This is a genomic window from Serratia sp. TSA_7 (assembly GCF_052692135.1).
Genome location: NZ_JBQZFU010000004.1, coordinates 269,364 through 288,968 on the forward strand (window position 1 = coordinate 269,364; position 19,605 = coordinate 288,968).

At 55.2% G+C, this 19,605-nt stretch carries 11 protein-coding genes and 1 pseudogene; 5 read left to right on the top strand and 7 right to left on the bottom strand.

Annotated features, from left to right (window positions below; all coding sequences use genetic code 11):
• The 5 genes from ACUTQW_RS16360 to ACUTQW_RS16380 form a co-directional block, all read right to left on the bottom strand.
• On the bottom strand, positions 1-1,017 hold the full coding sequence (locus tag ACUTQW_RS16360) for an arylesterase (RefSeq protein WP_445654897.1): 1,017 nt from the start codon (positions 1,015-1,017) through the stop codon (positions 1-3).
• Positions 1,017-8,855: an aminotransferase class III-fold pyridoxal phosphate-dependent enzyme gene (locus ACUTQW_RS16365; protein ID WP_445654898.1), complete on the bottom strand. Its 7,839-nt coding sequence runs from the start codon at positions 8,853-8,855 to the stop codon at positions 1,017-1,019. The genes ACUTQW_RS16360 and ACUTQW_RS16365 overlap by 1 nt, the downstream gene beginning before the upstream one ends.
• A 55-nt stretch (positions 8,856-8,910) precedes the next feature.
• Positions 8,911-9,585, bottom strand: coding sequence for a hypothetical protein (locus ACUTQW_RS16370; protein WP_230554897.1), 675 nt, complete (start codon positions 9,583-9,585; stop codon positions 8,911-8,913).
• 192 nt (positions 9,586-9,777) lie between these two features.
• Positions 9,778-10,188: a hypothetical protein gene (locus tag ACUTQW_RS16375; protein WP_013811842.1), complete on the bottom strand. Its 411-nt coding sequence runs from the start codon at positions 10,186-10,188 to the stop codon at positions 9,778-9,780.
• Positions 10,189-10,309: 121 nt separating this feature from the next.
• Positions 10,310-12,208, bottom strand: coding sequence for a beta-ketoacyl synthase (locus ACUTQW_RS16380; protein ID WP_445654899.1), 1,899 nt, complete (start codon positions 12,206-12,208; stop codon positions 10,310-10,312).
• Between the two features lie 220 nt (positions 12,209-12,428).
• Between ACUTQW_RS16380 and ACUTQW_RS16385 the strand changes: the two genes are divergently transcribed.
• Complete coding sequence (locus ACUTQW_RS16385; RefSeq protein WP_042437383.1) at positions 12,429-13,454, top strand: GlxA family transcriptional regulator; 1,026 nt, start codon at positions 12,429-12,431, stop codon at positions 13,452-13,454.
• A 50-nt stretch (positions 13,455-13,504) separates the two neighbouring features.
• Here ACUTQW_RS16385 and ACUTQW_RS16390 read toward each other — a convergent pair.
• Positions 13,505-13,784: pseudogene (locus ACUTQW_RS16390) on the bottom strand (transposase); the annotation flags it as partial.
• Positions 13,785-14,281: 497 nt separating this feature from the next.
• Here ACUTQW_RS16390 and ACUTQW_RS16395 point away from each other — a divergent pair.
• The 4 genes from ACUTQW_RS16395 (at position 14,282) to ACUTQW_RS16410 (ending at position 18,927) form a co-directional block, all read left to right on the top strand.
• The gene (locus tag ACUTQW_RS16395; protein ID WP_445654900.1) at positions 14,282-15,361 is read left to right on the top strand and encodes a sensor histidine kinase; all 1,080 of its coding nucleotides are present in this window, start codon (positions 14,282-14,284) and stop codon (positions 15,359-15,361) included.
• On the top strand, positions 15,346-16,683 hold the full coding sequence (locus ACUTQW_RS16400; protein ID WP_013811838.1) for a sigma-54-dependent transcriptional regulator: 1,338 nt from the start codon (positions 15,346-15,348) through the stop codon (positions 16,681-16,683). Before ACUTQW_RS16395 ends, ACUTQW_RS16400 begins: the two co-directional genes overlap by 16 nt.
• 150 nt (positions 16,684-16,833) lie before the next feature.
• A complete protein-coding gene (locus ACUTQW_RS16405) occupies positions 16,834-17,520 on the top strand; it encodes a hypothetical protein (RefSeq protein WP_445654901.1) in 687 nt (228 codons plus the stop codon).
• Positions 17,521-17,694: 174 nt separating this feature from the next.
• Complete coding sequence (locus ACUTQW_RS16410) at positions 17,695-18,927, top strand: MFS transporter (protein ID WP_445654902.1); 1,233 nt, start codon at positions 17,695-17,697, stop codon at positions 18,925-18,927.
• Between the two features lie 136 nt (positions 18,928-19,063).
• Here the strand turns inward: ACUTQW_RS16410 and ACUTQW_RS16415 are convergent, their stop codons facing one another.
• A complete protein-coding gene (locus ACUTQW_RS16415; RefSeq protein ID WP_445654903.1) occupies positions 19,064-19,384 on the bottom strand; it encodes a hypothetical protein in 321 nt (106 codons plus the stop codon).
• Positions 19,385-19,605: the final 221 nt, after the last annotated feature.

The following is a 19,605-nucleotide window of genomic DNA, read 5'->3' on the forward strand; positions in this document are numbered from 1 at the left end:
TTATTGCTCCCCGCACGTCAGCAGGCCATCGTCAAATACGCTGCCCATCAGGATCCGCCCGCCGAGCGGTGCCGCCACGCTGATCGCCGCCAGCGCCTGGCCATGGCTCTGGTAAAAAATTCGCGAGCGCTCAACCGCGCCCTGTGGGCCCAGCGACAGTTGCCAGACCAGCGACGGCGAACGTGCTTGCGCATCCTTTTGAAATGCGGCCAGCTTTAACAGTTGCGGATGCGCGGCCACCAGCAGCCCATCTCCGTCAGGCATGATATTGTCGACCCCGTGCAACCCGGTGAACCGCCCCAGCAAGACGGGTGACGCCTCGCCTGGCCGCCATGCCCAACTGCTCAGGGTGCCGTTGGTAGTTTCCGCCACGTACAGCCGCCCCCGTTGCGGGTCGTAGTAAATGCCGTTGGCAAAATGCAACCCATCGAGCAGCCTATGTTCCCCCGCGTCGTCTACCAGCAAGACCAGCGAGAGTGGCAGCCGCAGATAGTCTTCAACGCGCCCCAACATGCCGGAAAAGGCGTGATCGCGCGTCAACAACCAACGGGATTTATCAATGACGCTGATGTCGTTGATATTCTTGCCGACGCTGCGCGACAGCTCAGGCTGATAAACCAGCCGCATCGCCGCCCGCTCAAAACGGAACGTCTCAATGCGATCCCCACGAGAGCCGTGGCTCACGGCGTAAACCCACGTCTCTGCGCCCTTTTGCCACACATCGATACCGTGCGGGTAAAACTCAGCCGGATAGTCGCCGGGTAAACGCAGGGGCGCTTGCCCCTGTTGGAGGTAATAGAGCGCCCCCGGCGCGTTATCGTGGCGATTCAGGCTGCTGATCAGTGCGCCCCCCTCCTTTAGCGGCGCAATATCCTCCGCTCCGCTGATCCCCGGTATTTTTTGGCATTGCTGCAGGTTGATATCCTGAACGCGGTAGAACACGCCGGCGTCAAACAGCAGATTGATTACATACGCCAGCACAGCGACGGCCAGCGCTATCCCCATCAACTTTTTCATCATGCTTCCACGGCAACCGGTGAATAAAACTGCTGATTTACGGCGCTCACGCCTTGCTCTGCCAGAACCGCAATCGCAGCCAGATACGGCTCCAGCAGCGCTGAGGCGGTTTGCTCGGTGAAATAACGCGCCTGATAATCCAGCTCAATCGACAGCTCATCGGCCATTTCCACCACGTTGATCATCAAGGGGAACTCGACCGCATTGACCGGCAGCATCGACAGGCTGGCCTGCCACTGGCGCATTTCCGCCAACGGAACGGACGGCTCAACATTGAACGTGGCAAGCAGAGGCAGCGGCGCTTGCTCGCCATGGAAACAACGGGACGGCAATGCCGGTGCGTCACGCTGCGCCAGAATGGCCTGATGCACCTTGGCCACAAACTCAGGCAACGAAGCGCTCGCGGCGCTGTTGAAACACAACGGCATCAGGCTGACGCATTGGCCGACCAACCCTTCGCTGTTCTCGAAGTCACGCCCGGCATTCGGCACAGCGACAGGCAACAGAGAGTGGCCGACAAACTTCTCGAGCGTCAGTACAAACAGGGCGTTCAACATCGCAAAGCGGGTCGTGCGCAGTTCGGCGGCCACTTTACGCAGTTGGGCCGACAAGTTCGGGTAAGCCAGCCCTTGCTTCAAACGCTGGCCGTGATACGGCGCGGCCTGCAGGACAACCGGCAGCGCGCTGGCGGGATCGAAACGACGCGCGGGGATAGCGGCCAGCCGTTGAGCAACCTCTGCATCATTGGCCGTCTTTTCCGCACGCATAAAATGCAAATAGCTTGGCGCCGCCGACAGCTCAGGGCTAAACCCTGCCGCCAGCGCATCGTAGATATGCAGCAGTTCACGCAGCATCACCATAAATGACCAGCCATCCGCCACCGTATGGTGCGCCGTCAACGCCAGGGCCGTTTGGCCGGGCTGGCTCAGCAACAAGACGCGCGCCAACGGCGCTGCCGTCAATGCGAAGGGTTTAGCGGCAAACGCGGCCAGCCTTGCAGCAACGTCTGCCGACTCGCTGCGTTCCTCAATAAAATCGACATTGACCACGCCCGACGCCACCCGCAACTCCCCCGCGTCATTGAACTGCATACGCAAAGAGTCATGACGTTCGCTCAGCAGCGCCCAGGCTTCGGCCAGAAGTGAACCCTCGATTTCACGCGCCGTTTCAACCACGCAGCCAACGTTGCCCGCGCACAGCCCGCTTTCGTCTTTGGCGGCCAGCAGCATAAAGCGCTGCTGGCTGTCGGCGGCCGGGTAAGGTGTATCGGGGTGCAAACCGGCATCACCGAAGAAACCGTCAACGCGCATGGCATTAACGCTCTCTTTTACCGCCGCGATAAAGAGCTCTATATCTTGCGAAGAGTGCGCGGTGGACACGAAGCAGTTGCGGCCCTCCCAAATAAAGATGCCGCGCAGCATGAGGTGGTGGAACAGAATGTCGTAGTTACCGCTGAATTTGAAACGGAACAAACTGCCCGCCGAGACGATCTCGATCGGCGTACCCGTCGTGACAAACCAGGTGTTGAGCGTCTGCGCGAGGTAATGCGTCTTTTGGTTGATGTCGTCATAGAGCCCGGGGTGGCTCTTGATATAGTCGAGCACCGCTTTGCTGGCCGCCATGGTCAGTGGGTGTTTGGAGAAGGTCCCGGCAAAGAAAATCAGTTCGGATTGCGGCCAGGATTCATCGCCGTATTGCCAGAAACCGCCGTCGATGCTGTCCATAAAGCGCGCCGACCCCGCAATGGCGCCAATCGGCATGCCGCCGCCGACAATCTTGCCGTAGGTGGCAATATCGGCCTGGACACCGTAATACGCCTGCGCACCGCCGGCAGCCAGGCGGAAACCGGTAATCACTTCATCGAACATCAAGGCGATATTGCGCTCGGCCGTCAGCTTACGCAGCGCATGCAAATAGTCGCGCGGCTGATGATCGGGGTAGCGGCTTTGAATCGGCTCCACAATGACCGCGGCCAGTTGATCGGCATACTGGGCAATCAAAGCCAGGCTCTCTTCGCTGCCGTAGTCGAGCACCAGCAGATCCTCGACCAGGGACGCCGTCGTCCCTGCGGCAATCGGCACTGCTCGCTCCGGGGTTTCGCCCCCCTGCTGACGCCCCAGGATGCCATCGAAAACGCCGTGATAAGAGCCGCTGAACAGCGCCACTTTGTTCTTGCCCGTTACGGCACGCGCCAGGCGTACCGCGCTCATCACGGCTTCAGAACCGGAGTTACAAAACGCCACGCGGTGCTGGCCCGTCAGCTCTGCAATCAATGTTGCAACCTCACCGGCCAGCGGGCTCTGCGGCCCGATTTGCATGCCTTGCGCCAGCTGTGCGGCAACGGCCTGCTGCACGCACTCAGGCGCATGGCCCAACAGGTTGGCACCAAACCCCATGGTGAAATCAATGTACTCGTTACCGTCGGCATCCCAAATACGGGAGCCTTGTGAACGCACGCCCACCAGGGGATACAGCATTTCCTTGGTGGATAAACGGAAACCCGCCGATGCCCGGTTATCCGCCAGCACGGCGCGGTACTGCTGCGCATTGTGCTTGGAACTCGGGGTTTTGCTGACAAACTGCTGCGTCAATTGCTGTATGTGTTTATCGCGCTCGGCCCCTAATGACGTCTTCCTGGTTTCCTTTTTAAACCAGCTAGTGTGTGCGCCGGCTTTGGCCGGTGCAGCGGTAACCGGTGCGTTACTCGCCACTGCCGGTGCAGGAAGTGCGGCTACCGGTGCGCTTGCCGGTACCGAAGGCAGCGTGGGCGCGGAAAGCGGTTGAGCATGGCCGCCGCTTAACAGGCGCAGCTGTTGCGACATGACCTCTAATTGCCGCGCAATCACGCCTTGCAACTCAGCCGGGGCCGTTGCCGGTATTCCCCATTCCGGTTCGAGCTGAGGGGCCGACACAGGTATCACCGAAGCGTCGGCTTGCGGCATTGCCGCCACAACCCGGCTTTCACCGGCCACCGCGACGGGCTCCGCCACTTGCGCACGCTCCACGACGTAATGGATCACCGCATCCAGCGTATTCAACTCTTCAAACAGCGATCTCAGCGGGATCACCACGCCATAGCGATCCTTGATGGTATTGATCGCATCCAGCAAGACCAGCGAGTCGGCCCCCATTTCCAGGAAGGGCAGATCATCATCCAGAGCTTCGGGCGATGCCCCCAAATACCCGGCAATGATCGCTTTGATTTCGGCGTGTAATTGATGTTGTTTTGACATAGCGTCCTCATGTGAAGATGGCGGCAGCGTTGGCATTTCATCGGCCAGCCAATAAGTTTTCCGACAAAATTGAATGGCCGGCAGCGTCAACGCTTCACGACTTGTTGCGCGATACAGCCTGGACCAGTCGATGTCATGCCCTTGCTGCCACAACGACCCCAGCAGCGTCAGCAGTGATTGGTATTCATGGCGATGATCGGCAGCCGCCAAAATCGGTTGGCTGCGATCGGTGGCGTCGACGAACTTGCCCAGCGAACTGTCGGCGCTCAGATCCACAAAGGTATATTTCCCTTCCTCCCGCAGCGCCTGTATGCCTTGCAGGAAATGAACGGGCTGCCGGATTTGTTGGCTCCAGTAGTCGGCATCGGTGTGCCGGCGCGGCAGAGCGTCCAGATTGCTGTAGAAAGGGATATTCCCCTCGGCGAAATCAATATGCTGCGTCAACCAAAGGCGATACGCCGGCAAGATGGGATCCATCAGGTGAGAATGAAAGGCGTTGGTGGTTTTAATCCGGCGGGCATGGCCGCCTTGCGCCGAAATCGCCTGCAGACAAGCGTCAATCGCCGGCGAACTGCCGGTGATGGTGGTCAGCGTCGGCGTATTGAACGCGGCAATATCGATATCATCGGCCCAAGGGGCGATACAGCGACGAACCTCGTTTTCGCCGCTGAACACCACCGCCATCGCGCCCTGCTGATCCAGGCTGCCCATCAGGCGTGCGCGCTGATGAACCATCGCCAACCCCTGCTCCAGCGAAATCTGGCCGGCGACAACCGCAGCGCAATACTCGCCCAGGCTATGGCCAATCACCGCCGCCGGGCGTAGCCCGAACTGCAACAAGCTGTCCGCCGTGGCATAGCTGCAGGCAAACAGGGCCAACTGGCAGGTTTTGGCGCAATGCTGCCAACTGTCGTCCTGCGCATGCAGCGCTTGCCGAATATCGATTTGATACTCTTCCTGAACCCGCTCAGCCAGGTTATCGAAGCACCTGCGGTAGTGCGGCAGATGCTGGTATAACGCCGCCCCCATGCCGATTTGCTGCGTTCCCTGCCCAGGGAAGAGCCAGACCTGCGGGCGCGGTTTCTCCACTTTATTCGCGGTGAGTTGCGCCAGGTTTTCTGCCAATTGCCGGCGGTTGGCGCCATGGGCAAACCCACGATAGCGCGGGTGGTCATAACGGGTATTGACCAGGCGACACCATGCCGGGACGTCAACGTCGTGCTGCATTTGCAAGGTGCTATAAATGCCGTCACGCTGCGCGTTGAAACCCTGCTCTTCGTGCGAGGCCACCAGCAGCAGCGTCAGCGGCTGGGCCGCCTCATCGCGCTTAACGGCCTGCGGGCAATCACGCAGTATCACGTGGCTGTTCGTCCCGCCGAAGCCAAAACTGCTGACACCGGCATAACGTTGGCCCGCCGCAGACTCCCAGGCGCAAGAGTGGTTGCCCGCCACCGCCACCCGACGGCTAATGGCGGCGATATGCGGGTTTTTCTGCTGGAAATTCAAATGAGGCACGCGCTGTTGGCTATGCAGCATCAACGCGGTCTTCACCACCCCAAGCACGCCGGCTGCGGCTTCGAGATGGCCAATATTGGTCTTGATCGATCCCACCTGAACCGGTGCCGGTTGGCTCCGCTCGGCAAACACCGCTTCCAGCGCCTGATACTCGATCAGATCGCCCAGCGCCGTCCCGGTGCCATGCGCTTCCACATAGTCGATGTGATTGCTGTCGATGCCCGCCTCGGCCAGCGCCCGCGCGATCACCGCCTGCTGCGATGGCCCGTTAGGCGCAGTGATGCCGTTGCTGCGGCCATCCTGATTGATGGCGCTGGCAACCAAGGTGGCATAAACCCGATCGCCATCGGCCAATGCCTGCGCCAGGGGTTTCAAAACAACGATGCCGCACCCCTCGCCACGCACATAGCCATCGGCGCGCGCGTCAAAGGTTTTGCACTGGCCGTCCGGCGCCAGCATCTGCGCCTCGGTGAAGACCTTTTGCAAATGCGGCGTCAACGCCAGATTCACGCCGCCGGCAATAGCCAGCGAACAGCGCCCCGAGCGCAGGCTTTGCATGGCCCCGTCGATGGCCACCAGCGAAGAGGAACAGGCCGTATCAATGGCGACGCTTGGCCCTTTAAAATCATAAAGATAAGATATGCGGTTGGCGGCAATGCTGTGCGCATTGCCCAGCCCGCTATACGCGGAAACCCGGTCGCCCGAGACCAGGGCATAATCGCTGGCGCTGATGCCGATAAACACCGCAGTGTCGCTGCCCCGCAGTGCCGAAGCCTGTAACCCCGCATCGGTCAGCGCCTGTTGCACGGTTTCCAACAGCAGGCGATGTTGCGGATCGATATACTCCGCCTCGCGCGGCGAAATGCCAAAGTAACCGGCGTCAAAATCGCTCACGCGGTCAAAGAAACTGCCCTTGCGGTTAAAACCGCCGAGTGCAGAGCCGGCCCAACGGTGAGCGGGGATTTCACCCGTGGTGCTTTGCCCCTGCTGCAACATCGCCCACAGCGCCTGCACGCCACTGTGGCCTGGCAGTTCAACCCCGATGCCAATCACGGCGATATCCTGGCCGGCCACGGCCGTCTTAAGCGCTTCCGGTCGCTCAGTGGGTTGCAACAGACCCGCAGCCAGCTTATTGATCGTCGGATAATCGTAAATCAGCGCCGGCGACAGCTCACGCCCCAAATGTTGTTCTAACTCGCCGATCACGCCAACGGCCTGTAACGAGTTCAGGCCAAAGGCGGTAAAAGCCTCATCCCACTGTTCTTCACCGACAGCGCCGTTGACCGCAGTGCCGATGATACCGGCGATAAGCGCGGCCAGGGCAGGCGCGCTGTATGCGGCAATATCGGCAACCTGGGCCGCTTGCGGCTGCTCGACCCGGCTACGCCATTGCACCGTCAGTTCATTTTGCCGGTACATTTCTCTGGCGCGGGTACGTTGCAATTTGCCACTGGTGGTGCGTGGAATGGCCCGGCGGCCGACCCATACCCATTCCCCCAGGGTTATGCCGTGCCGCTCGGCCACCGCGGCATTCAAACGCCGGTTCAACGCTGCGGTATCCAGGGTCTCTTTGAGACGTTCCGGGATCTCCAGCAAAGCCACCGCCTGTTCCGTTTCGGCAACCTCGGCGGCAAAGACGCAAACGGTTGCGTCTGCCAGCAAAATATCTGCTTCCCTGATCGTTTCCTCGATATCCGTCGGGTAATGGTTTTGCCCATTGACGATCAGAAGTTCTTTCACACGTCCGGTGACGTACAGCGCCCCCGCTTGCAGGAACCCCAAATCGCCGCTGCGTAGCCAATGCGCCGGATCAGGCTCGATGCGCGCCTGGAAGGTGGCCTCTGTCGCCGCCGGGTTATCCCAATAGCCGGCCGCAATGCTGGGCCCACGCAACCAGATCTCGCCGGTTTGCCCGGCTGCCAGCGGTTGTAGCGTCTCGGGATCGACAATGCGGACATCGGTGCCGGGCAACGCCTCGCCACAGTTGACGACATCCCCCGCTTTTTCTTCGGCGACCGCCATCCCCTGACCTTTCTCCCTGCCGGTAACGATCAGCGTGGTTTCCGCCATGCCATAGCAGGGTAAAAACGCCTGCCCCCGAAAACCGGCCGGGGCAAAGTGTTCACTGAACTGGCGCAACGTGGCTGGCCGGATAGGCTCCGCACCGCAAAACGCCACATCCCAATTGGAGAGATCCAGGTCTTCGGCCTGCTGCGGGCTGATTTTGCGCACGCAGAGGTCGTAGGCGAAATTAGGGCCGCCCGACGTCGTCGCACGGAACTCTGACACCTGCTTTAACCAGTTAAGCGGGTTTTTCATCAGCATCATCGGCGACATCACCCGGCAGGGGAATGCCCCGAATACCGGCTGAAGCAAACCGCCGATCAGCCCCATATCATGGAAATGCGGCAGCCATATCATGCCGCGGCTTTCATTGTGGTGACCGAAATAACGATGGATGGCTTGAGAGTTGGCCCACAGGTTGCCATGAGTGACCATGACCCCTTTTGGCGTACCGGTTGAACCCGAGGTGTATTGCAAAAAAGCCACATCGTCGTCGCTCACCGGCGCAGGATTAAACGCCCCTGAAAAATGGCTATCGAGATGCTGAAGGCGATACCCCGCCGGCAATGCCACTGCGGGCAGTTGATCAAAGGTAAAAATTAGCGGCGCCAGCGGTAAACCGAGCGATATTAAGGTTTCAGCGCCTTTGCCTGTGGTAACGATAAATTCCGTTTGCGCATTGCGTAAAACCCCAATAAAGCGCTCCCACGCGCTGCCTGAGGCCTTGGCCGGCATAGGAACAGGCACGGCAATCATGCCGGCATAAAGACACCCGAAAAAAGCGCCAATAAAATCTTCGCCGTCGGGATAAAGTAAAATAACCCTGTCGCCCCGATGACCGTATTGCTGAAGTGCGCTAGCCAGAGAGGCGGCGCGCTGATGCAATTGTCTGTAACTTTGATTCTTTATTTCTTTGGCACTTCGCAAAAATTCAAATGCCGTCTTGTCGGTATGTTGAACAGCAAGCTCGGGCAATAGTTGGTTGAAGGAATTAAATCCCCTGTTAAACAACTGATGAGACGGCATAATGATTAGCTCTTTATTCTCAATATAAAATATGAAAAGTTAAATTAGCCTGAAATTATTTTGCGGCACGGCCGGCAAGCAGATCGTTGCAGAAGTCATTCCATACCTTCAGCCACAGATCCACATGTTGTACCATTTCATCAAAGCGCTCTTCCGTTATCGCCTGGCAGAATAAAATCCAGGCATCTTCAGAGTGGCCGTCTTCAATCGACTCACCGGTTTCCGTTTCTACGTGAATGCTGTGATAACCGCGGGAAACGTCAATGTCGGTCGCCACGTCCACGCTCTTCGCCCAAGGCGTCGCAAAATCATGGAACACCGTTTCCGCAACGGCCAGCAGCGCTACCAGCTGCGGGTAATCGCCGTAGGCGTTTTCAAAGGTTGCGCGGCAAGCCACGGAGCTGGACATCGGCAACCAGGCTTTCACCTCGTCCTCACTCATACCCAGTTGTTCAATGGTATTGAAGAATTGCACATAGTGCGCCAATGCAGGCTGGCCGTTATAGCTTCCGTCACTGCCGGTCCCCGGGTGGAAACCCAATTCGTCCAGCAGGTTGATCTGCAGCAGGAAACGCGCGGCCATTTTTGCCCGGGCGCCCAGGCGGCCTTCCAACTGTTTTGCCGAGCTCAGCGCTTCGATCACCGCATCGGTAAAGACCTGGGCAAAGGCATGATAAAACTCCAGATGGAAGACTTTCATCTGGTTGAGGTCAAATTCACCGCTATTCATTTTTGACAAGATAGGGTTTCTCATCAACGGATGCGATTCAACGCGATCAATTAATCTCTTTGCAAATTTATGATTACGTTGATAGTTATTCTTTTCTACCGTTGCAGCAATAGCGTCTCTGCCGAGTTGGCGTGCACTCAGTAACGTTTCCATTATTAGGATCTCAATATAAAAATTACGATTGATAGAAGATTACAAGGCGGATACCTTGCCTACGGCCATAACAACTAAGGCAAACATCCCACAGCTAAAAGGAATGGCCTGAATATATTTGAAGGGTAAATAAAAACAGGAGGCAATCAGTAATACAGGAATACCCACGGAAAGAATGACCATGCATATCGCCGCATAATACTTGTAAACGTAGGGAACCTGTAAGGTGTCAAGGCACATCCCATAAAGCATTGATATCAATGGCAGCATAATAAAAGCGATATGCGCCAATCTCAACATCCTGCGATTTAAATCGGTGTAATTCTCATGCCCTTTAGGTGCCCGAAAAGGCCCCTTAAAGGCGTACATCCCCATTAAGCCCCCCATCATAATACCCACAACAATACCGCCCCAACCAAAGGCAATCAGCATTTCACTGAGATTAACCACTTTACTTCTCCTGATTATTACAGCCACACAGATAAGGTGCTTGCGGAATCGCAAACACCCTTATAAATAAAAAATAGTTTTCTGAATAACCTCAACGCTATAAAGTTATAAATCCGTATAATTAAAAATCTGTAAATTTTTTAACTTTGGAATAATGAATCGGTTGTTCAAATCCCGGCATCGTGATGCCGTTCATGTCGATCTTAACCTCATCCTCATTCATGTCATGCTGCCCAAAAAGATAGATAACGTTCAATTCACCGCGCGATGCCGCCGTATCATAAGCCGCTACCTGTTGCTCGACCTGCCGCCTACGCTGCTGGTAGTCGGCAAAGACCTGTTCGCCATGCCGTTTGCGCAACCACTGCGCCGTCAGTTGCGGTGAGTAGACCACGCCGGTAGCATTATTTCCGCCAAACCCTTTCGAGTTGATAAAAGCGATCTGCGCCTGGTCGGCAGACAAAGGCCGATCCTGGGTTGGGATCAGCAAGCGAGCATCATTTACCTGCGGCGATATCTGATCCACGCTCTTGATTCCCGGCAAGATGCCGTACTTAAAGGTGCCCAGACAGCTAATCAACTGATCGCCACTCGCCGGCCCCAATGAGTGCCCCAGATAGGATTTCACCGCCGTGACGGGCCATGCGTTAATGGAAAAGGCTTCGGCGACCCGGTCAAAGATCTCGGCTTCGGACACGCAGTTTTTTGGCGTGCTGGAACCGTGCGCCTGGATAAAAGAGCCTTTCTGCACGCATGTCAACCCGGCCATCGTGACGGCAGAGGCTACGGCCTTCGCCATGGTGATGTAGTTGCCCGGCCCCGGCGAGGCGATAGAACGTTTATATCCGTCGGCGTTAATGAAAACATCGCTCACCGAGCCATGAATCTCCGCCCCCAGCTGCAACGCCAGTTCATCATCCATCAGCACAATATATTGGCTGGACTCGGCAATCACAAAACCGCAGCTGTTGCCAAACGGGCGGCTGCTGTTGCGCCAGTCTGCCGTTTCGGTTTCATCGATACGCTTGAGCTTGCTCTCCGTCGCCAGCGCCCCCATCGCATCAAAGCCCTCGATCACTTCCGAGGTGATCGGCGCCTCCGCGCTCCCTACGATGGCCACGCGGATCCTGCCCGCCTTGATATCTTCTACTGCGGCATTCAGGTTGTAGAGGAAGGTGGCGCAGGCGCCCAGGGTAGCGCTGGTGTGCCCCACACTGCCCAGCACATAGGCATTCAAAAAATCGGCGCACATGCTGTTCAGACCCAACGGGCACTGTTTGGCGCTGACGCGATTGCCTTTCAGCCGCGATTGCAGCATACCGCCAAACCCTTGATCGTCGAGCTGCCCCAGAATATTGCCGGAATACACCCCCAGCTGGTCTGGCGCAATCAGCGCCCGAATTTCACGCCACGGGATCCCCAGAGCATTGATGGCATCGGAGGCCGCGACGATCGCCATCTGCAACGCACGGGGATGAAACTGCGAGCTGTAGTGGTCACCCGGCCTAAATCCCTGCGGCAATTGCCCGGCGGCTTGCGCCTCAGTGCGCAGCGTGACGTCAATTTTGCAGTCCATTTCACCCCGAACGGTGATACGCACCCGGTCGTCCGTGAGCGGCTCAGCCAGCCACCCCTGCGGCAAAGGATGAGGCACCTGCCGGGTGGGTATATCAAAACTCAAAGGTTCGGCACCCGCCGCCATATTCAATTTGGCATGGCTGGCCACGGCATCAACGTCAAAATACTCTTTGGCGATCTTCCTGATCAGTGTGCCTTGCAACACGGCTTCTTTTATTTCAGCCGCTGCCTGTGCGGCTGAGCGTATATTCCCTTCTGCGTTACGGTAGCCGTCATCCTGATATTTAAGCAATCCCATCAGCACTGCTAATGATAATAGCGTTTCTTGCTGCTGATCTTCCGGCAACGAGTCTATGACCATGCGACGAAACGCTTGGTGCGAAGAGCTCCGACCTGCGGGACCGTAGCCACCGAATGCGGTTATGACAGGTAACTTGACCATAGAGTGTCCTAGCCTTTCTGCGGCATCGTTATGCCTTCACTTACTTTAGATAATTTACAGATATCAGTTTACAAAGCGTGGGCAAAAGCTATTATGAAAATCCGGCCAAAATGCAGACTTTTTTGGCCAAGACAGGTGTGAAAAGCAATAACCAAATAATAAATCAGGTATTGACCGGAAAATGAGAAATACAAAGATAGGATTTGTATTGTGTGAACACATGCTGAGTTCAGGCCTCAGCCTACCGATAGAAATGTGGAAATCAGCAGCAAGCAGTTATTTCGCGGAACAAAGAAACAATCAGAAAAATCAAGATAAATACACACTTACCCTATGCAGACCCGAAAATATCCTCAATATTAGTACGATAAGTATTAATAAAAATCCCATACCTACACACAGCGGTTTTAGCCTGATTGCCGATGACGTACTGGAAGACGATGCCGATTACGATATCATCTATCTGCCCGCAATCTGGCGCAATCCACGCCCTATCGTAAGACAGAACACGGCCATCACCCGGTGGCTGACAATGCAGGCGGCAAAAGGCACGCGGATAGCCGCCGTCGGGACGGGGTGCTGCTTTTTGGCCGAAGCCCGACTGCTGGATGCTCAACCGGCAACCACCCACTGGCACTATTTCGAACAGTTCGCACATGATTATCCCGAGGTGAATTTAAAAACAAAATACTTCATCACCCAGTCCGAGAATATTTTCTGTGCTGCCAGCGTTAAGGCCCTTTCCGATCTCACTATTCATTTTATTGAGACCATCTACGGTAAAAAAGTGGCAAACCATACGCAACGTACCTTCTTCCACGAGATCCGTAGCCACTTTGAACGCCAGTGTTACAGAGAAGAAAATAAGCCTCATCCTGATGAGGATATAATCCAGATCCAAACCTGGATAAAAGATAATTGCATGACAGATCTACCGATGCAAAAACTCGCCGATATGGTAGGAATGAGTTTGCGCAACTTTAACCGCCGCTTTAAAAATGCGACCGATATTTCGCCCTTGCAATATCTATTAAAGGCTCGGATTGAGTCCGCAATCAATATGTTACAAACGACCAATTTGAGTATTCAAGAAATTGCCGGTCTGGTGGGTTACCAGGATATTGCGCACTTTAACCGCCAGTTCAAACGCATCTCCAGCGTTTCGCCCGGTGATTATCGCAAAACCGTTCGCGCCAAGATGTTCCGCACGGAACACTCCACCGCCGAGGCTGAATCAAGGCTTTAACCTGAAGGGGCTCCGCAAGGGGCCCCAATCACCTCTCATGCTCAATCAATAAGCTTTCTGAACTGATGATGCACCGATTCAATGGAGTTTATGGTGTAAATTACCTTACGGATCATTGCCGGATACGACAAATTGCCCCATTTTCGCCTCCAAGACTGAGTCACCACCGGATATTGTGCCCCCTGTTTATCCCCCAGCTCGTCCAGCGTGGTTTCCGCTGCCTCTTTGGATATTTCAGCCATAAACGCCTTGTTGTGCTTCGACGCGACATAGTTAATTGAGTTGCCGCTCTGACGGATGGCCGCAGAGCTGGACTTCAGTATCAGGGTAAGCGGGAGGCTTACAAAGAATGTTAGAATTCGCTGATTCAAAAACGTATGAACTGCTCACAACAAAAAGGAAAAATGATGCCCCTGCGACGCGGGTTATTGTTCATATGGTTAAGTTTCGCGGCGGTCTCAATAACGCTAGGGTGGCTTATCTTCGAGCTTGGCCGACAGGGGGCGGATGAGCAGATTAGGCGCGTTCGCCAGGAAACAGCCACAAGCTGTGAAACTTTACGGGCTTCCGCCTCGCGGGCGGGCATTCGCGCTGTCCCTGGCAATATGAGCACAAGCCCGCAGTGGGTTTCCACAGCGCAGGCGGTCATCGATTTAACTCTGCGAGACAGGCCTGGAATTGAAGGTGGATTGTGGAGTGCCCACTCGGGGGTCGTGGCCTACGCCTTCCCCACTTATGACGGAAGTGGGATCAAACAGGACCCGCCAAGTGCTGAATTGGAGCGAATTGAGTCAACAAGCCGTCGCGCATTTGAAGGGCGGCGTTCCGTGACCGATTTGCGTCCAGGTCTGCGTGAAGCCGTCGTTTTTTCAGCCTGCCCGATGGAGGCTAATACGGGGCTGGTTGCGTGGACATTATCTCGCGTTCCGACAATCACCGGTGATGCGCTTGATAAGTTGGTATTGGCAATGGGGCTTTTGCTGGGGTTTGTACTCTTATCCGGCGGTTGGTTGGGTTGGGCACTCACTCGCTGGTCACGCGGCGTACGTCATCTGGCTGAGGTCCTGGACAAATCACGGACTAATATCGACTCACCGGCCCTCGCCGAACTATCAGGGCTGCCTGAGCTTGATCGGGTGACGGTGGCGCTGAATGACTATGCGCAACGCCTGGCTGATGCCCAACGTGAATCTACACGCCTGTCGGCTGAATTGGCACAGGCAGAAAAACTGGCGGCGCTAGGTGAGCTTTCCGCCGGGCTGGCGCATGAAATTCGCAATCCGCTCGCCACTATGCAAATGAAGGCCGAAAATGCGTTGCTCGCCCCCGAAGCGATCAGGCTGGTACGGGCAGAAAGTGCCTTGCAGGCAGTGTTAGAGCAAACGGAACGGCTAAACCGGTTGGTTTCCAGCCTGCTGGCCTTGACACAGCCCTTTCGCGTTGAACGCCACGCAGTCAACATTGAGGCATGGTTACAGGAAAGGAAAACCGTGCATGTTGATACTGCCCAGAAGCGGCAGATTGAACTGGTGCTGACGATTGCCCCTGAGTTGCATTCCCAGATGCACGGCATCGCATTGTTCGACCCGTCACAAATGGCGCGAGCGCTGGATAATCTGATATTAAACGCGCTGGCCCATGTTTCCGACCTTGGGCGCATTGAGATGGGGGCCAGACGTAATGATAACGGTAACTTGTTATTGTGGGTGGCCGATGATGGCCCCGGCGTATCCGAAGAGCTGCGGGCTCAGCTGTTCAAGCCGTTTATCACAGGTCGGCATGGCGGCACCGGGCTAGGTCTGGCGCTGGTACGTGAAATTGTTCATGCCCACGGTGGACATATTTACTTGGTCGATTGCGCACGAGGGGCGCGTTTTGAAATGGAGCTGACATGGCCTGTGTGTTGATTGTTGATGACGATGGCGCTTTCCGTGCCAGCCTGGCTGAAGCCGTGACCGATTTGCATCATCACGCGATAGAGGCGGACGGTACATTGGCCGGACTGGAACAGCTTCGCGCAGGTCATGTCGCTGTCGCTATTGTGGATTTACGCATGCCGGGTGATGACGGACTGGTCTTCCTGCGTCAGGCCCGCAGGCTCGCACCCGGCGTGCCCTGCATTATGTTAACGGCGCATGCCAGCGGGGGTAATACCATTGAGGCAATGCGGATGGGTGCCTTTGATCACCTGACGAAACCCATTGGCCGGGCTGCGCTGCAAGAGGTGCTAATGCGTGCCCTGAGGCAGAGCGAGGAAGATCAGAGCGCGTCAAAACCGTCTGCCGAGAGGCCATCCCCTGACGATGATCTGGTCGGGAGTAGCGAGGCCATGCGACAGGTTTTTAAACGTATTGGCCAGGTGGCAAACAGTGATGTCACCGTACTGGTTATGGGGGAGACAGGAACAGGGAAAGAATTGGTGGCCCGCGAGCTACATCGTAACAGTTCGTACTCCACCGGGCCTTTCATCGCGGTAAATTGCTCGGCAATCCCGACGGATCTGATAGAAAGCGAATTGTTTGGGCATGTAAAGGGGGCGTTTTCCGGTGCCATATCGGATCGTATTGGGCGATTCCGAGAGGCAGAGGGGGGTACCCTGTTTTTGGATGAAATCGGTGATATGCCGTTACCGACACAAGCGAAAATTTTACGAACATTGCAGGAGCGAGAGGTCACTCCCGTCGGGGGAGCTCGCACTTATCCGGTGAAGGTGCGCATCGTTGCCGCTACGCATCATGATCTGCCTTTGGCGGTGCGGGAAGGCAGTTTCCGTGAAGATTTATGGTATCGGCTACAGGTCATCACCATTACGTTGCCCCCGCTGCGTGAACGCCTGGGAGACGTGATTTTACTGGCGGAACATTTTTTACGACGTTCGGGGGGCGATACACCCAAACGTCTTTCCCATCAGGCCGCTCAGGTGTTGCTGGCGCATCTGTGGCCGGGGAACGTGCGTGAGTTGCAGAATGCCATAAAAAGGGCATCAGTGCTCAGTCAGGGTTCGATTATTGACCCTAACCAACTGGGGTTGTGTGCCTCTCCGGTAGAGAGCCCGGGACCGGTGCTGAACTGGGATGGTACGCTGGAAGAGACCATGGCGGCCATTGAGCGGGAGATGATTATGCGGGCATTGGCGGCAACCGGAGACAACCGGGCTCAAGCGGCCCGTCGGCTTGGCCTTTCGCGTCAGCAGCTTTATCGTAGGCTTGAACATTTTGGCATTAAATAGCAGGAGTGTCCGTATTCCGGACATCAACCTGTCCGGAATACGGACACTTTATAAAAGACACTTAACCTAACAGACTGAATAATTTAATTTTTTATTTGGCACACTCCTTGCTGTAGGAAAAGACATGGCTGTTTTTTCTCGGGAGTTATCATGAACGTGTCCGTTACGGTTTTATCTTTGTTCTCTATATTGGGTGGAATAGCGCCGGCTATGGCACAGGTCCCACCCAATCCTCCTCTTGTGTCTCTTGAACCCTTGCCTCTACCCCCGGTTAACACTGCCTCGAACGGTTTGGCGGCGATAGCGGAAGGCAAGGTACAGCGTCTTCTCATCAATCCTTTCGGGGAAGTCGATGGTTTGCGGCTGGAGAACGGCATTGTCGTCGCCTTTCCACCCCATATGGGGGACATATTAGCCGTGGTCGCCTCGCCGGGTCAGTCCGTTCGTATCATGGGGTATCGGGAAACGGCGGAACGAGTAAAAGCCGACAGCATAGTCAATGTTGCGACAGGCCGTGTTCTGGTTGATCAACCACCGGCTATCGGTAATGGAGGGGTTCCTCCCCATCTGCGTGCGAATAATTTGCAGCAACTGGAAGTTGAAGGTGCTATCGAGACGCTCCTGACAGGACCCCGCGGTGAGACCAATGGCGTGATCCTCAACGACGGAAGTATCGTGCGTTTCCCCCCCAATGGTATGCAAATACCCATTAAAGCCGGAATGCCGTTTGCCGCGTCGGGGCTGGGGACACGTAATAATTATGGGCAGTCGCTTGAAGCCGTTAGTGTGGGAGCCCATCTCTCGGCACTTCAACCTCTGTATCGCGGCGTTCCCTGATGGGGGCAAGCCTATGGATTTGGCTTGTTACCGGTTCGCTGTCCACTATTTTGTGGCTAAGCGCATTACGCCGAGAAGGGTTACATGTCGGCATGATTCAGTTTTTCAAACTGGGCCGTTGGTGATGCCGCCTGCGCTGTTGCTCTCGCTCTTGGTACTACATGGAATGTCATAATGACCATGCTAAGTGATCTACATACCCATATTCGAACCCGAACGCTCGTTTCGCTGGCGACACTTAACTTCTTTCTTGCCGATGCCCGTGATGGAATGGGGCCATTTCTTGACGCCTGGTTGGTTACCCAAGGTTGGACGCCGTTTCAATTGGGATTATTGGCAACCTCCGGGGGAATTATCGGGCTGCTTGGGGGGATTCCTGCGGGGGCATTGGTCGATGCAACCCGCTTCAAACGCAGTTTGATCATCGTGCCGGTAATATTGACCACCTTGTTGGCTTTTGCCTGCATTTTGTGGCCAACCAAACCTGTGGTTTTTGCTACTCAGGCATTAACAGCTCTGGCAGGACTGCTTATCGGCCCCGCAATGGTTGCTATCTCACTGGGGCTGGTCGGGCGCAAGGACTTTGGTCAACAGGTCAGCCATAATGAGGCCTGGAGCCACACCGGCAATATTGTCCTGTTAATCGGCACCTGGTGGATCAGTAGTGAAATAGGGTTATCCGGGGTAGCAACGCTGATGATCCTGACCACCGCAGTCACTGTACTCGCAACATTATCGATCAATGCCGATCACATTGATCATGAAGTGGCTCGCGGGCAAGGTGAAGCGCAACAAAAGGGGCAGCCCAATCCCCCCTCCCAATTACAGGTTCTATGGTCTAACCGCGTTTTGCTGGTTTTTGCATTAACACTGATGCTGTTCCATTTTGGTAATGCGCCGATCTCTCGCTTGTTGATTCAACAATTTGCATTGAATCTGGAGCAACCTTTTAAAACAACGGCAATTATCATGATTGTCGGGCAAGTCTCGGCCATCGCAGGGGCATTATTGGCGCCTGCCGCAGCCCGGCACTTTGGGTTACGTCATATGGTGTTGTTTGCATTGGCCACATTACCGGTACGCGGCGTGATTGCAGCCCAGGCGCAAAGTTTTGACGTGATTTATCCGGTACAAATTCTTGATGGCTTGGGTGCCGGCTTACTGGGTATTTTGACGCCGTTGATGCTAGAAAAATTGTTGGCAGGGACAGGACATTTTAACCTCGGATTCGCAGCCGTACTGACCGTGCAAGGTATTGGCGCCACGCTAAGCAGTGTGGTGGCGGGGATGGTTGTTCAGGAATCGGGTTATGGTGCTGCATTTTTATTTCATGGCTTGATTGCCCTGTTGGCACTGCTGCTATTTGGTTTAGCGGGTCGGGAACAGAGCCGACCGCCTCTGATTTAAACGCTGTGAATCGCCAGGGGTAGCTCCATTGCCTTCAACCCTGAGTTCATTGTTGGGTTCTGGGATGGCTTACCAATGAAATAACTAAAGGGTAGAAAGCAAAAAGCCCTCTTAGGTGGGCTTGTTAATCAACCAGCTACCGATCAAATTCCTGACCATTGGTTGATTTAAGATAAAGTGATTTCATATAAGGCATCTTAAATATTATGGAATCTTTTTCCAGTACTTTTCCAATCATCATGCTTCTGCACAACAAGCTAACTCCTCCCGTTGCCTTTACGCACATTCCATCCGCACTTTCAAACACCCCCATGTTCCCTTTCCGCCACATTACAAATGTAGCTCCTTCGGGTAGTGCACCTATAGGTTGGACGCTGAAAAAGGATATTTTTGTATAAACAAAAGCCGCCAAGACCAACAGCATAACTATGCTACCAAGTATTATTTTTTTTAACATGGAAAATCCTTAACATCCTATCGTTTGGCCATCTTTTGTTATAGTACATGTATTACCATCGCTATCAGACGAATGGCACCCAGAATCATCACACCAACTTTTGATTGAGTATTTATTGCCTTCACTATCGGAAGAAAATGACTCTGAAACACCATCAGAGTACTCTCTCGAGCCCGATGTGATTGAGTAATTATTCCCCTCGGTATCATAAGAGGAAACCG